Annotated in this window: 12 protein-coding genes and 1 pseudogene; 11 read left to right on the top strand and 2 right to left on the bottom strand. The window is 41.0% G+C overall.

Features of this window, described 5'->3' with window-relative positions; all coding sequences use genetic code 11:
* Nucleotides 1-14: 14 nt before the first annotated feature.
* The 4 genes from KFZ56_RS14755 to KFZ56_RS14740 all read left to right on the top strand — a co-directional run bounded on the left by KFZ56_RS14755 (nt 15) and on the right by KFZ56_RS14740 (nt 5,232).
* Nucleotides 15-1,298 (top strand): GntP family permease, encoded by a 1,284-nt coding sequence (locus tag KFZ56_RS14755; protein WP_222642700.1) that lies wholly within the window; start codon nt 15-17, stop codon nt 1,296-1,298.
* A gap of 158 nt (nt 1,299-1,456) precedes the next feature.
* Complete coding sequence (locus KFZ56_RS14750; protein ID WP_222642698.1) at nt 1,457-3,163, top strand: acyl-CoA dehydrogenase FadE; 1,707 nt, start codon at nt 1,457-1,459, stop codon at nt 3,161-3,163.
* Nucleotides 3,164-3,300: 137 nt separating this feature from the next.
* Entirely contained in the window at nt 3,301-4,086 is a 786-nt protein-coding gene (locus tag KFZ56_RS14745) for an enoyl-CoA hydratase-related protein (protein WP_222642697.1), read from the top strand.
* A 99-nt stretch (nt 4,087-4,185) separates the two neighbouring features.
* Nucleotides 4,186-5,232: an enoyl-CoA hydratase/isomerase family protein gene (locus KFZ56_RS14740; protein WP_222642696.1), complete on the top strand. Its 1,047-nt coding sequence runs from the start codon at nt 4,186-4,188 to the stop codon at nt 5,230-5,232.
* 143 nt (nt 5,233-5,375) lie between these two features.
* Here the strand turns inward: KFZ56_RS14740 and KFZ56_RS19625 are convergent, their stop codons facing one another.
* Nucleotides 5,376-5,663 (bottom strand): substrate-binding domain-containing protein, encoded by a 288-nt coding sequence (locus KFZ56_RS19625; protein WP_309228308.1) that lies wholly within the window; start codon nt 5,661-5,663, stop codon nt 5,376-5,378.
* An 8-nt stretch (nt 5,664-5,671) separates the two neighbouring features.
* The gene (locus tag KFZ56_RS14735; RefSeq protein WP_255585157.1) at nt 5,672-6,244 is read right to left on the bottom strand and encodes a LysR family transcriptional regulator; all 573 of its coding nucleotides are present in this window, start codon (nt 6,242-6,244) and stop codon (nt 5,672-5,674) included.
* 190 nt (nt 6,245-6,434) lie between these two features.
* Between KFZ56_RS14735 and mmgD the strand changes: the two genes are divergently transcribed.
* The 7 genes and pseudogenes from mmgD to KFZ56_RS14700 all read left to right on the top strand — a co-directional run bounded on the left by mmgD (nt 6,435) and on the right by KFZ56_RS14700 (nt 15,454).
* Nucleotides 6,435-7,544: a citrate synthase gene (mmgD, locus tag KFZ56_RS14730; protein ID WP_222642695.1), complete on the top strand. Its 1,110-nt coding sequence runs from the start codon at nt 6,435-6,437 to the stop codon at nt 7,542-7,544.
* Nucleotides 7,545-7,609: 65 nt separating this feature from the next.
* Nucleotides 7,610-9,049, top strand: coding sequence for a bifunctional 2-methylcitrate dehydratase/aconitate hydratase (locus KFZ56_RS14725; protein WP_222642694.1), 1,440 nt, complete (start codon nt 7,610-7,612; stop codon nt 9,047-9,049).
* 13 nt (nt 9,050-9,062) lie between these two features.
* Nucleotides 9,063-9,962 (top strand): methylisocitrate lyase, encoded by a 900-nt coding sequence (gene prpB / locus KFZ56_RS14720; protein ID WP_222642693.1) that lies wholly within the window; start codon nt 9,063-9,065, stop codon nt 9,960-9,962.
* Between the two features lie 180 nt (nt 9,963-10,142).
* A pseudogene (locus KFZ56_RS14715) lies at nt 10,143-11,368 on the top strand (ISL3 family transposase).
* Nucleotides 11,369-12,237: 869 nt separating this feature from the next.
* Complete coding sequence (locus tag KFZ56_RS14710; protein ID WP_222642692.1) at nt 12,238-12,834, top strand: TetR/AcrR family transcriptional regulator; 597 nt, start codon at nt 12,238-12,240, stop codon at nt 12,832-12,834.
* A gap of 191 nt (nt 12,835-13,025) precedes the next feature.
* The gene (locus KFZ56_RS14705; protein ID WP_222644008.1) at nt 13,026-14,177 is read left to right on the top strand and encodes a thiolase family protein; all 1,152 of its coding nucleotides are present in this window, start codon (nt 13,026-13,028) and stop codon (nt 14,175-14,177) included.
* A gap of 152 nt (nt 14,178-14,329) precedes the next feature.
* Nucleotides 14,330-15,454 carry a zinc-dependent alcohol dehydrogenase family protein gene (locus KFZ56_RS14700; RefSeq protein ID WP_222642691.1) on the top strand — a complete coding sequence of 375 codons (1,125 nt, stop codon included), beginning with the start codon at nt 14,330-14,332 and terminating at the stop codon, nt 15,452-15,454.
* Nucleotides 15,455-15,474 lie beyond the last annotated feature (20 nt).

The following is a 15,474-nucleotide window of genomic DNA, read 5'->3' as shown; positions in this document are numbered from 1 at the left end:
GAGGGGGGATTCGGGTGGTAGGGATTTTTATAGGGCTAGTGCTTTTAATGGTCCTTGCATACTTTGGCTGGTCAATCATCTGGATTGCACCCATATGTGCAGGTGTGGTTGCATTATTCGGTGGTCTGGATCTACTGGATGCTTACACAGATACATATATGCAGGGGTTTGTGGACTTTACAAAAGAGTGGTTTCCAGTATTTATGTTAGGTGCAATTTTCGGGAAATTAATGGAATTTTCCGGTATGGCGCATTCGGTTGCCAGATGGTTTACAAAGCTATTAGGAAAGAACCAGGCTATCATCGGAATAGTGTTAGCTGCAGCTGTTTTGGCTTATGGCGGAGTCAGTGTATTTGTAGTTGTTTTTGCCGTCTATCCTATAGGTGTTAGCATGTTTAAGGAAGCTAATATACCTAGGAGACTCATGCCGGCGGTGATCATAGCAGGTATGATGACATTCGCAATGACAGCACTTCCCGGAACGCCGCAAATTCAAAATTTAATTCCGGTCGAATACTTCCAAACGACGGCAGCAGCTGCTCCCATTTTGGGTTTTGTTGCAACGATTTTCATGGCAGGTGGATCCATTATTTATTTGAAATGGAGACAGAAGAGATTGCAAGCGAATGGAGAGTATTTTATAGATACCGAGAAGGATAAAGAACAAAAAACCGTGGATCATCCACCAAATTTTATTTTGTCTATACTGCCACTTACTGCAGTTGTTGTTACACTTAATGTATTTAAATGGGATATTGTTATAGCCCTTTTAACGGGAATCCTAATAATCATGGTTGTTTCCATGAAAAATTATAAAGAACTTATTCCATCTTTAAATAAAGGGGCAGGGGACTCCGTTATGGCAATGATTAATACTAGTGCTGCCGTTGGCTTCGGAACGGTTGTACAGGCAGTCCCAGGTTTTCAACGATTAACAGATATCATTATGGGAGTTGATACGAATCCTTTTGTTTCATTGACCGTTTCTACTAATGTTTTAGCTGGTTCAACGGGTTCTGCCTCTGGAGGGTTAGGAATTACGATGGAAGCATTAGGTAAGGAATATTATGAGATTGCTATGTCTAGAGGAATAGATCCTGAAGCTTTCCATCGTATTGCTTCTATTTCGTCCGGCGGATTAGATGCATTACCTCATAACGGAGCCATTTTAACGATATTAATTGTAACTGGTATGACTCATAAGGAATCCTATAGCGATATTGCTATCGTTGGGATTCTCATTCCATTAATATCATTAATTCCAGTTATTATACTGGCAACTTTCGGTGTTAGTTAAAATTATCTATGATATTGATGAAACCTATACCTAGTTATAGATATTATATATTTTTTAAATTCGCGTTTCAGCTTTATAATAGGAATTATAGAAAATAAAGAAACAAACGAATAGCAACAACGACAGCTAAAGAAAATGAATAGGTGAGGAGGAAGGTAATGGATAACGTACAGTCACTTTCTAATGGTATATCTATTTTTCCCAATGATGATTCATTAAAGACTTCATCTGGTTTTATGGAACGGAGTGAAGAGGAAACACTTATTGCAAAAACAATCGAAAAGTTTGTTGAAAATCAAGTGGTACCGCAAATTAAAAATTTAGAAGCTCATGATTATCAGGCTACGAAACATTTATTTTCCCAGGCTGGTGAACTAGGGCTGCTTGGTGCGGATGTTCCGGAAGACTATGGTGGTTTGGCAATGGGCAAAAAGACAGCCGGTTTAATTGCCGAAAAAATGGGATTTGGTGGATCGTTTAGTGTTGCTTTTAATATTCATACGGGTGCTGGCACATTACCATATGTATATTTTGGTACAAAAGAACAGAAAGCAACTTATGTTGGTAAGCTTGCTTCAGGGGAATGGATCGCCGCTTATGCTTTAACAGAGCCCGGTTCTGGTTCAGATGCTTTAGCCGCCAATACAACAGCTGTACTGGATACAGAATCTGGTGAATGGGTTTTAAATGGTGAAAAACAATGGATTACGAATGCGCATGTTGCAGATGTTTATGTTGTGTTTGCGAAAACAGAAGCAGGTATGACTGCATTTATCGTTGAACGAGAGATGTTAGGTGTTTCGGTTGGACCAGAAGAGGATAAATTAGGAATTAAGGGCTCTTCTACTGCGACATTGATTCTAGAAGATGTACGCGTTCCGAAAGAAAATGTAATGGGGGAGGATGGAAAAGGACATCGTATTGCGCTTAATATTATGAATTTGGCTAGATTGAAACTAGCTTTTGCGAATATTGGTACCGCAAAACAATCCTTAGCGTTGGCAGCTAATTATGGAAATGAACGTAAACAATTTCAACAATCCATTACGAACTTTACAATGATTCAGGAGAAGCTTGCCAATATGACTCTCGCAATTTATGGTGCAGAAAGCGCTGCTTACTATACAGCTAGTTTATTAGACCAAATAGACTCCAATTTTGAAGATGGAGAAGATGTTGTAAAGAAATTCTCCCGTTATGCAATGGATTGCGCAATTAACAAAGTGTACGCATCAGAAACGCTGGATCAGGTTGTAGATGAAGCATTACAAATTCATGGTGGCTACGGTTATATGCAAGATTATGAAGTAGAACGTTTGTATCGCGATGCGCGAATAAACCGAATTTTTGAAGGGACAAATGAAATTAATCGTTTAACGATTACAAAGTCTTTTTTAAAGCAATATGAAAAAGATCCTTCGATGATGGAGAAAAGGGTACAATATGATCAACAAGAGGAGAGTCCATCCTTTGTCCGTTTGTCGGAAGACCTATTATCGATTGTTATGAAAACGCTATCTCATAAAGATAGAGCAACACTTGAGAAAGAACAGGAATGTTTTCGTCTATTAGCAAACGTTATTCAAGAATTATATGTGATGAAAGCGGCGCTTTTACGTCAAGTGAAAGCCACCAACAATTATTCCATGCAACAACTGATTACGGAAGTCTTATGTGAAGAAGGTTACCGCAAAATAGAAGCAGCAGCAGTATCGATCATTGCTTCAATGGCTTCAGATGATCAATCTAAGCAAGCATCACTTGATGAAATCAACGCATTACCTGTACCCGCTTATGCCAACGTGTTTGCAAAGAAAAGGAAAATAGCAATGGAAGTCATCAATAATCAAGGCTATTTTATTTAATGAAAGGGGAAAGTCAATTCTTCCCCTTGGTCATTGCATAGGAAATTATAAAATTTTGAGGTTATGGACTGAGAGGAACGGGCTCTAGACATAATGTTTGAATGACGGTCCATAAGGGTCAAAAAGGAGGAAATTATATGGAGTACCAGTTTTTAAATTTAACATATGAAAGCAATATAGCAATCGTGGAAATAAATGCGCCACCTGCCAATACGTTATCTACAAAATGTATTTCAGAGTTACGGGCAACTATCCAGGATGTAGCAACCAGAGAGGATATACACGGACTTATCATTACGGGGGGAGGACGCTTCTTTTCAGCTGGCGCGGATATCAAGGAGTTTGTTCCTGCTCTTGGTGATACGCAGAAAGGGTTAGAACTATCCAAAGCAGGTCAGTCCCTTTGTAATGAAATTGAAGGCTTACAGAAACCAGTCATTGCAGCCATTAACGGTCCAGCATTAGGTGGTGGTATGGAATTAGCGATGGCATGTCATTATCGAATTGCCTCGGAAGGTGCTGTATTTGGTCTCCCTGAATTGAAACTGGGCCTGCTCCCATCTTTCGGAGGAACACAGCGATTGAGTAGAATTACCAATACAGCAACAGCATTGGATATTATCCTTACAGGTAAACAACTAACGAGTAAAGAAGCTCAGGATCTGGATATCGTCCAAGTCACCGTACCGGAAGAAGATCTTATTTCTACAACAGTAACGGTTGCAACATCATTTGTAGATGGAAAAAGTATGACCGGGGTGAAACGAGTCATTGAATGTGTTGTAAAAGGATCTAAAGAACCCCTTGAAGATGGCTTAGAAAGAGAACGTAACCAGTTTGCCGACCTTTTTCTGACGACCGATGCAAAAGAGGGGGTTCAAGCTTTCGTCGAAAAGAGAAAGCCTCAGTTCAACCATTCTTAAAGTGGACTACGTCTCAGCGGAGAACTTGTCGGGTAAATCTTAGTCTTACTTATTTAATCGTTCCCGTAACGGTAGGAAAATAAAGGAGTGTATACCAACATGGATGACGTATTATTCTCTACGAGTGAAAATGGCATTGCTACTATTACATTGAATCAACCAAAGGCGATAAATGCCTTAACCTACCATATGCTCGTACCCATTAGACAAAAGCTTATGACATGGGATCAGGACGATACCGTTCGTATCGTTATTCTTCAAGGAGCTGGTTCCAAAGGTTTTTGTGCTGGTGGGGATATTAAAACATTGTATCAAGCAAGAAAGCAGCAACAGGATGCATTACAGGCGGCAGAACAGTTCTTTGCAGAGGAATATAAAACAGATCTCCTTATTTCACAATTTTCAAAACCGATCATTGCCTGCTTGGATGGAGTTGTAATGGGAGGTGGTGTAGGGCTGTCTTATGGCGCCAGTCATCGCATCATAACCGAACGCACAAAGTGGTCCATGCCGGAAATGAACATTGGTTTCTTCCCGGATGTTGGTGCTGCATACTTTTTAAACAAGGCACCAGGCTACACAGGTCGTTATCTTGCATTAACAGCATCTATCCTGCGTGCGGCTGATGTGCTATATATAAACGGTGCTGATCGTTTTATTCCAAGTAATCGTTTAGAAGACTTATTGAAGGAACTTGAAAAAATAAATTGGCATACGGAAAATACGGGGGAAAAACTTCAGCACCTCCTGGATAAGTATACGAGTCATCCGGAAGAAAATGGAGAATTAGCAAATGTACAAGCAAAAATTGATCGGCATTTTTCGTACGATACAGTAGAAAAAATCATAGCATCACTAGCAAGTGACACAAGTGATTTTGCGGTACAAACAAGAGAAACAATGGTATCGAAGTCGCCTGTTTCATTGAAGGTTACCTTAGAGCAATTAATCAGAGGTGAAGAGAAAACACTAGCAGAATGCCTGCAAACGGATTCCATACTAGCAAATAACTTTATACGACATGATGACTTTTTTGAAGGTATTCGATCCGTACTCATTGATAAAGAAAAAAACCAACAATATAAATATAAACGGTTAGCTGATGTTTCCAAGGAATTCGTTGATGCGTTTTTCAAAGAACCTTAATTCCTTTTATGTTGGATCATGGAGAAGGGCAATTTTCCTTCATGCATGGTATTCCCTTCTCACAGATCCATGTAGGCGTAATTTATGAGCTTAGCTTCTGTCTCTATCTAATATTATTTGCATCATTTTAAAATTGGAGACCCTCATACCCCTTTCACATCTACACCTCGAATGAAATCTACAAACGCTCGCACGATATTCATCTGCATGGAATCGCTATGATAATACATCCACGTCTTCCGAGTAATAGGTTCACCAGAAGGATGGAGGAGGGGTTTAACCACAAGTTCCGGATAAGGACGAACAACCAAATTCGCTAAAATAGCATATCCCAGTCCATTAATAACCATTTCTTTACATGTTTCCACTTGGTTCACTTGAATGTTGATATGGGGTCTTTGATTATAGTTTCTATACCACCAATGGTCCACAATGTTTCTCATGTTTTCATCGGTGTAATAGTCGATTCGTGGTAACGTTGGTAGCTCCCCCATGTAAATTCCCATGGAGATGCTACGGAGATTTCTTCTTCGTAAAGCAGTTCCTTTTTCTCTTTCCATGTATAATCTCCTTTGATAAAGCTGATATGGACATCATGATTTAGAATTAATCGATGCATTTCACTGCTCCATCCTGTTACGACCTCAAATTCAACATCCGGATACTGTTGTTTGAATAGGCGCAGTAATTTGGGCATTTTATTTAAGGCAAAGAAATTGGAAGCTCCTACTCGTAGGGTACCTGCTACACGGCTTTTCATATTATTAATGCTTTCTTCAATTTTCCGTTGTTCATTTAACATCGCTTCAGCATGTTGAGCTAATTTTTCGCCCTCAGGGGTGAACGTGATTCCTTTTTGCTTTCGCATGATCAACGGTGCATCGTAATGGTGTTCTAATTTTTTTATACGTGATGTCAATGTAGGTTGTGATACAAACAATAGTTGTGCCGCTTGTGTAATATTCTCTGTGGCATGCAATGTAGACAGCATTTCCCAATCGTGATAGTTCATCTTTATCCCCCTTTTAGGCTTAGTGCTTGAAAGCGATTACGGTATTAAAAAAATCTATGACTAGTAATAAATATTATATATTTTTTTAATTATCGAATCAACGGTATAATAGAATTATAGAAAAAATACGAAATTAGCGAAATGACTCGCTAAGATAGCAAAATCACTCAAACGATGAGGAGGATTTTTAATGAAGACAAAAGAAACGTATGCCCCTGGATTGGAAGGTATTATAGCAGCAGAGACAGAGATTTCTCTGCTGGATACAGAATTGGAAAAAATTATTATTAAAGGCCATGACCTGATTGAATTATCGACAAGAAAAACGTATGCGGATATGGTATATCTTTTATTGGAAGGAGCACTTCCTTCATCTGCTGAAAAGATAGCCGTCGAGGAAAAACTTAAGTCAAATTATGAAATTCCGCAAATTGTAACCGATATCATTCATTTGCTTCCTAAACAGACACACCCGATGGATGGACAACGGACAGGAATATCCGTGCTTGCTGGGTTTGATGAATCAATCGATGACCGGTCTGTTGCTGTAAATAAGAATAGAGCCTATGAACTTTTGGGGCAGCTTCCTGCCATTACTGTGAATAGTTACCGGATATTGAATAATCAAAACCCTGTTGAGCCAGATCAGGATTTAGCCTATAGTGCTAATTTTTTATACATGATTACAGGCAAAAAACCTTCTGAGCTGGAAGCGGAAATCTTTGACCGATCTCTTCTCCTATATAGTGAGCATGAGATGCCGAATTCAACATTTACGGCGAGGGTTATTGCATCCACCCAATCGGACATGTACGGGGCACTTACTGGTGCAGTTGCATCATTAAAAGGGAGTTTACATGGTGGTGCGAATGAGGCTGTGATGTATATGTTGAAGCAAGCAGCGTCTGTTCATGAATTTGAAGAAATCATGAAAAATAAATTACAGAACAAAGAGAAAATTATGGGATTCGGGCATCGCGTCTATATGAAGAAAATGGATCCAAGGGCACTGATTATGAAGGAGTCCTTGAAGCAATTATGTGACATCAAAGGTGATTCTTTGCTACTTGACATGTGTGAGGCAGGCGAAAAAATAATGCTGGAAGAGAAGGGATTGTATCCAAATCTGGATTATTATGCTGCACCTGTTTATTGGATGTTGGGCATTCCGATTCCATTATATACACCAATCTTTTTCAGTTCTAGAACTGCAGGGTTATGTGCACATATTATGGAGCAACATGAAAACAATCGACTTTTCAGACCAAGGGTTAAGTATATTGGTGAACGAGATGTATAGATGATAAATATTAGCGCTTATGGATTTGAGTGTGAGATGATTATACGTATGAAAGGAAGTTCGCAATGGTAAAATTAGAAGAAAAAAAGACGACAGACGCAATCATAGAGGAAATTACAGATTATGTATTAAATAAGGAAATAACAAGTGAGGAAGCGTATTCGACTGCACACTATGTGCTAATCGATACGCTTGGGTGTGGCATTTTAGCTTTGAATTATCCGGAATGTACAAAACTGCTTGGGCCGGTTGTACCTGGTACGGTTGTTCCAAATGGGACACGGGTTCCCGGAACGCCTCATGTGCTCGATCCTGTTCAGGGGGCCTTTGATATCGGTGCAATGATCCGCTGGTTAGATTATAATGATACATGGCTTGCGGCAGAGTGGGGGCACCCGTCTGATAATCTCGGTGGGATTCTTGCCGTAGCTGATTATGTCAGTCAGCAGCGTCTTGCTAAAGGCGAGGATCCGATGACGGTTCAGGAAGTGTTGGAAGCAATGATTAAAGCACATGAGATACAAGGGGTGCTTGCACTGGAAAATAGTTTGAATCGTGTCGGCCTCGACCATGTATTATATGTCAAAATAGCTACAACAGCTGTGGTAACGAAGATGCTGGGCGGGGGACACGCGGAAATATCCAATGCTTTGTCGCATGCTTGGATCGATAATTCCAGTCTGCGTACGTATCGTCATGCACCAAATACAGGTTCCAGGAAGTCCTGGGCTGCCGGAGATGCTACGAGTAGAGGCGTTCGCCTCGCAATGATGGCTGTAAAAGGGGAAATGGGATACGCAACTCCATTAAGTGCGCCAGGATGGGGCTTTGAAGATGTTTTATTTCATAAGCAGGAGCTCGTTTTGAGCCAGCCACTTGATAGTTACGTGATGGAAAATGTATTATTTAAAGTAGCTTATCCTGCCGAATTTCATGCTCAAACCGCTGCAGAGGCTTCGGTTCAACTTCATCCGGAAGTGAAAAATCGCTTGGATGACATTGATCAGATAACGATCACAACGCATGAATCCGCAATACGAATTATTGATAAAAAAGGGCCGTTATATAATCCGGCCGACCGAGACCACTGTATCCAATATATTACCGCAATAGGACTGTTAAAAGGGGATATAAAAGCAGAAGATTATGAGGATGATGTGGCTGCTGATCCGATCATCGACGAATTACGTGACAAAATGGTTATCACAGAAAACAAAGCATATACCAAGGATTATCTTGATCCACAGAAGCGGTCCATCGCAAATGCCGTTCAAGTACATTTTAAAGATGGTACTGCGTCTGAAAACATAGCATGCGAATATCCATTGGGGCACAGATTTCGAAGAGAAGAAGCAATCCCTAAAATTTTGGATAAATATGCAGCAAATCTTGCTACACAGTATCCAGAAAAACAACGAAAGAAAATTGAAGCAATAAGTAGTGATTACCAAACGCTTATTTCTATGAATGCCAATGCGTTTGTAGAATTATTTATCAACACGTAAGGAGGATACATCTATGGCATGGATAGTAGGTCAACAAGTCACACAAGAAGAATTAGCAACCCAATTTAAAAAACATATTCAAGCAGAGGATATTTTACAGATGCCGGGGGCACATGATGCAATGGCTGCCCTAGTTGCCAAAAATACGGGTTTTTCAGCGCTTTATTTATCCGGTGGAGCGTACACAGCTAGTCGAGGGTTGCCTGACCTTGGCATTGTCACGTCTTCGGAAATGGCAGATCGCGCACGGGATCTTGTGCGAGCTACGAATTTACCGGTGCTAGTCGATATTGATACGGGATTTGGAGGCGTGCTCAATGTGGCTCGTACTGCCCGAGAAATGGTAGAGGCGAATGTTGCGGCAGTGCAAATCGAAGACCAACAGTTACCTAAAAAATGTGGGCATTTAAATGGCAAACAACTTGTAACGAAAGAAGAAATGGCGCAAAAGATTCAAGCGATCAAAGAAGTAGCTCCAACCTTAGTCGTCGTAGCTCGAACAGATGCGAAAGCGGTAGAAGGCGTGGATGCTGCTGTAGAAAGAGCACACGCGTATATGGAAGCTGGCGCGGATGCCATTTTCCCAGAAGCGCTTCAAACCGAGGAAGAGTTTCGTTTATTTGCAGCGAAAATAGATGTTCCATTGCTTGCGAATATGACGGAGTTCGGGAAAACGCCGTATTTTACAGCGAAATCCTTTCAGGACATGGGATTTGATATGGTGATTTATCCGGTCACCTCCTTAAGAGTAGCAGCCAAAGCCTATGAACGGATTTTTGAGCTAATCAAAGAACAGGGAACCCAGGAGGAAGGGCTTTCTGATATGCAAACGCGGAAAGAACTGTATGAAACCATAGCGTTAGACGACTTTGAGGAATTGGATAAGGATATTGCGAAGACCGTGTTGGAGTAGGGTTATGTATGTGAATTTTAAATAGGTGAAAAGACAGCTCAAGAGGGACTACCCTTTTTGAGCTGTTTGTGGTTCTACAATATATGTTGGGGTGTGAATCATTTTCTGAATAATATAAAGCACGCGAGCTCCTTATTTGTTAAACTGAAGTTAGCGAAAAAACAGATACAAAAGGAGTGCGTGCAATTGAATTCTAACATTCATTTACCAGGATTTGAAGCCTTTACGATCCAAAAGTCAGAAGAAGTTGACGGCATCTATTATCTTCATGTTGATAGGGAAGTAAAAAACCATCGTTGTCCGGCTTGTGGTGCTTATACATCAAATGTCCATGATTACCGGGTACAAAAGATTCAACATACCCGTATATTTGGCAGACAGGTTTATGTTTTCTATCGTAAGCGACGCTATGTTTGCCGATCCGGTTGCGGGAAGCGTTTTTATGAGGATAACCCTTAGTGGAGCGTTATCAGCGACAGTCCATGGAGATGAAACAGGCCGTAGCGATGGAGCTTATTCACGGAAAAAGTTTCAGGGATGTTGCTCATCGATTTGATACATCCCCAACCACCGTTATTCGACGGTTCGATTATATTACGGCCCCGCTGTTGGATGAAACACAAACATTACCGGATGTGATTGCCATTGATGAATACAAAGGGGATGCCGGTGGAGAAACATATCAGACGATTATTGCCGATCCCGTAAATAGAAAACCGTTGGAAATACTGGCAGACCGTAGGAAAGAAACGGTAAAGAATTATTTACGGAAACATGGTGAACGCGTAAAGATGGTCGTGATGGATATGAGCCATTCGTTTAAGGCCGCTGTTGATCAAGCTTTGGGGCATCCTATTATCATCGCGGATCGCTTCCATTTTTGTCGGTATATCTATTGGGCTTTAGAAAGGGTCAGAAGACAGGAACAAAATGCTTTTGATGATTATGATCGCAAAAAATGTAAACGGATGAAACATGTATTTTATAAACAGCCGGAGACATTAACAGACAAACAAGCCTGGTATCTGGAACGATACTTACAAAAATCCGCCTATTTGAAACGGGCTTACCAACTTAAAGAGGCTTATCGATTATGGTTTGAGACAGCTAAAGAGAATGGCTCGAAACACTTGGGTGCAACGAAAGCGCATCTTTATGAATTCTATGACCTAGTTCGAGAATCGGGTGTTACGGAATTTGAACAGGCTATCGGGACCCTGCAGAATTGGCAGAAGGAAATTATGAATACGTTTGGTTTTGAACTGCATAACGGCTATATTGAGGGGATTAATAACCAAACCAAGGTTCTTAAGCGTAATGCATTTGGCTTTAAACGATTTGATCGCTTTCGGGCGAAGGTATTACTGCATCATCAATATAAAAAGCTGGATATTCGGGTGGCATAATAATAAGGAGTGAGCATACGCTCACCCCAACATTTGACAGAGAACCTTTTTTGTGAATGAGTTTTTTTACATTAGGGCTCTAACAAACACGGCTACATATACTTAATTAAATCAAAAAATAAAAATTTATTTGAAACTTACAAAAGAAAAGGGATAGTGATATAATTAAAATAGGCAATAATCGTGTTTTTCTCTAGGGGGGGGTCGGCGCATTCCTGTCGGTTGTAGTGCCATGCGATACGCTATGACGGAAGGGGGTGTTGCCTATGTCTGTTTTCGAGACAATGGTTTTAATGATTTCATTCGCAACACTTGTTGTGATAATCATAGACCAGAAAAAATAGACCTCCCTTAGGTTACCAGCCGAGTGAGGTCCATTCGATTTAACTTGTGCTGCCCCCTCTTAAAGGGGAGCGATTCATTGCTGACCGAAGATATTGACGTATCTTCGGTCTTTATTAGTTTATGAGGAACTTTTATTTCTATGTACAGTATACCACAAAATTGTGGGTTGCAAACAAAAAATATTTTCTAGCCTGATTTTTCCGAGGGAATGGGTGGAATCAATTGTGAATCAGATTAAGCGACGGTTGGCTGAGTAGAAAGAAGGGGGGGCTATGAAATTAATTTACACTGCCCCTTTTCTTCATTAACGGGGAGCGATTCATTATTGACCGACGATATTGGCGCATCTTCGGTCTTTCGTATTTGATGAAGCATTTGTATTTCTGTGTATCATTCATCACAAAATAGGGCTTTGCAAACCAAAAGTTCATCCCTTTTTATCGAGTTATCAGAAAATTAACTTGACATTCAAAAAACAACCTATTAGAATAATAAATAAGATAGTCTGGAGGAAGTGAGCACCAATGTCTTTACGCGAACAGAAGATTGCTAAAAAGAAAGAAGATATATTACGCATGGCTATAAGCGTTTTATCAGAAAAAGGATATGACGGTACAACCATGGAAGAGATTGCTGCCAAACTTCTGATGACAAAAGGGTCTGTTTACTACTATTTTCAAGATAAGCAAAATCTGTTGTATCAAAGCCATATCATGTTACTGGAGCGTAGTATGGAAAACGTAGAAAGCGTTCGGTGTCAGAACTTGGCCGTACAAGAGAGGCTTCGACAGGCTATGGTTGTACATATCGAATATATTATAGTGGAGCGAAGTGGCTTTGAAATGATGATTAAACCGGAACGCTATTTTTCCGAGCCGCAGATAGAGACGATTTTTAAGCTGCGGGATGATTACGGGAAATGCTTTGATCAGCTTATCCTGGAAGGGATCGAGGCAGATATTTTTGAATCGGTTGACGTGAAAATCGTGCGAAATATTATTTTAGGGGCGATGAACTGGGTAACGCAATGGTATTCGGACGATGGAAGACAAGATAAAACGGAGATCGCCGAAGATATTGCGTATTACTTGTTGCATATTTTACTAAAGAAAAAGATATAGCCTTCATAAATGTTGAAAGTTATGTAACCGTTGTCAAAAATGCGTATAGGGAAGATATATGCTGTGGGGAATGAAATGATGAACAGGATTATGGGAGGATAGCTGTAGGCATGTGAGTGCTGGATAAGTGCTTCTGAAAACTAGACCTGAGCAAGAAATCGAGATAAATAAGGGAGGAAGATTACATGCGTCTGCGTGAAGCAGTCATTGTAGAGGCAGTCAGAACACCTGTAGGAAAACGTAATGGATTACTGAGCGGCGTTCGAGCTGAGGAACTTGCGGCGAAACCGCTTAAGGAAGTGATAAAAAGAGCAGGTATTTCATCAGAATTGGTAGAAGACGTCATTATGGGATGTGTTTCCCAAGTTGGTGAGCAAGCGTTTGATATTGCGAGACAGGCAGCGTTGATTGCAGATTATCCTGTAGAAGTTCCTGGAACGACGATTGATCGCCAGTGTGGATCCAGTCAACAGGCTGTGCATTTTGCCTCCCAGGCGATTATGAGCGGAGATATGGATGTTGTCATTGCCGGCGGTATTGAGAATATGTCACGCGTCCCAATTGGATCGAATATGCAAGATGTTGAGCTAAGCCGTCGATTGACAGCAAAGTATGAAATCATCAATCAGGGAATATCTGCAGACCGAATTGCAGATAAGTGGGGGCTTAGCCGAGAACAAATGGATGAATTTTCTCTGGAAAGTCATCAGAAGGCAGTGGCTGCTCAGAAAGATGGACGTTTTGCAAAAGAAATCATGCCGCTTAAAGTAGCGCTTCCGGACGGGACGGAGACCGTAATGAAGGATGATGAAGGGCCTAGGGAAAACTCCTCTGTAGAAAAGCTTGGCACACTGAAACCGGCATTTGTTGAAAATGGGAAAATTACGGCAGGAAACTCCAGTCAGATCAGTGACGGTGCTGTTAGCATTTTGATGATGTCACGGGAAAAGGCTGAGGAACTTGGGTTGAAACCTCGGTTTCGCGTTATCGCTCGTTCCGTCATTGGATCTGATCCGACATTAATGCTGACAGGACCCATTCCTGCAACTGAAAACGTATTGCGAAAAGCAGGACTCTCCATGGAAGATATGGATATTTTTGAAGTAAATGAAGCATTTGCTTCGGTACCGCTTGCTTGGCTAAAGGAAACCGGAGCTGATCCGAAAAAACTAAATCCAAATGGTGGTGCGATTGCACTTGGTCATCCTCTTGGTGCAAGCGGTGGGCGATTAATGGTAACGATGTTGCACGAGATGGAGCGAACTGGAAAACGTTACGGTTTGCAGACGATGTGTGAGGGAAACGGCATGGCGAACGCAACGATTATTGAGCGACTGGATTGACCTCTCAGTGACAGGCAACACCCGGATTTTATCATATATTGTCGAATGAAGTTCTGAAAATATATGGAAGAATTTTCATAGAATATGGTATTTCAAAGCAAAAATAGGGAACAAGGTTGATAGAAAAGAAAATTTGAACAAGGAGAGATTACATGCAAGTAAAATCAGCTGTCTTACGTGAATCAGGACTTGATACTCCATACGCGAAAAGCCAACCAATTCAAATCGAAACATTAGAATTAGATGCACCGCAACAAGGCGAAGTTCTTATTCAAATAAAAGCAGCAAGCCTCTGTCATTCTGATTTATCTGTCATTAATGGCAGCAGACCACGACCCCTTCCGATGGCGTTGGGTCATGAAGCATCGGGTGTCGTAGTGGAAACGGGGGAGGGTGTTACCAACCTAGAACCGGGCGACCATATTGTATGTGTATTTGTTCCAAGCTGCGGCCATTGTCTGCCGTGTAAAGAAGGGCGACCTGCTTTGTGTGAAACAGGTGCCGAGACGAATAATGCAGGAACATTAATCAGTGGTGGGAATCGATTGCATGCGGGAAATGAAGTTATTAATCATCATTTAGGTGTTTCTGCTTTTTCGGAGTATGCTGTGGTAGCACAAAATTCGGTAGTCAAAGTGGACCAAGATATCGCTTTCGATCAAGCGGCTTTGTTTGGCTGCGCTGTGATTACTGGTGTCGGTGCGGTTGTGAATACGGCCAATATAAAATTAGGAAATACAGTTGCCATCGTTGGCCTTGGAGGCGTTGGTTTGAGTTCACTGATTGGTGCTGTTTCAGCTGGTGCGAGTAGAATTGTAGCGGTTGACCTTAACGAAAAGAAACGAAAGCAAGCCAAAGAGCTTGGAGCAACCGATACATTTAACTCCAGTGACGAAAATAGTAGTGATCAAATCCGTGAAGCAACCGGTGGTGGACTTGATTATGTATTTGAAACAGCTGGTGCCGTACCGGCTATGGAAGTTGCCTACGCGATAACAAAGCGTGGAGGAACGACGGTAACAACAGGATTACCTGACCCGAAACATCACTTTTCTTTTCCGTATGTGAGTTTAACAGCGGAAGAAAAATCTTTAAAAGGATCTTATGTCGGGAGTTGTGTTCCGGCTAGGGATATCCCGCGGTTTATTAGCCTATTTAAACGGAATCGTCTACAAGTAGATCAATTAGTGACGGAAAAGATCACACTGGATGAAATTAATGAAGGATTTGATAAATTGGCTAAAGGAGAATCTTCGCGAATCATTATTACATTTTAAGGAGAAATATGGGTTCGGTA

The organism is Virgibacillus sp. NKC19-3 (assembly GCF_019837165.1).
Classification (GTDB): Bacteria; Bacillota; Bacilli; order Bacillales; family Amphibacillaceae; genus Virgibacillus_L; species Virgibacillus_L saliphilus.
The sequence above is the reverse complement of the archived record's forward strand: the minus strand, read 5'-3'. Positions and strand labels throughout refer to the sequence as shown.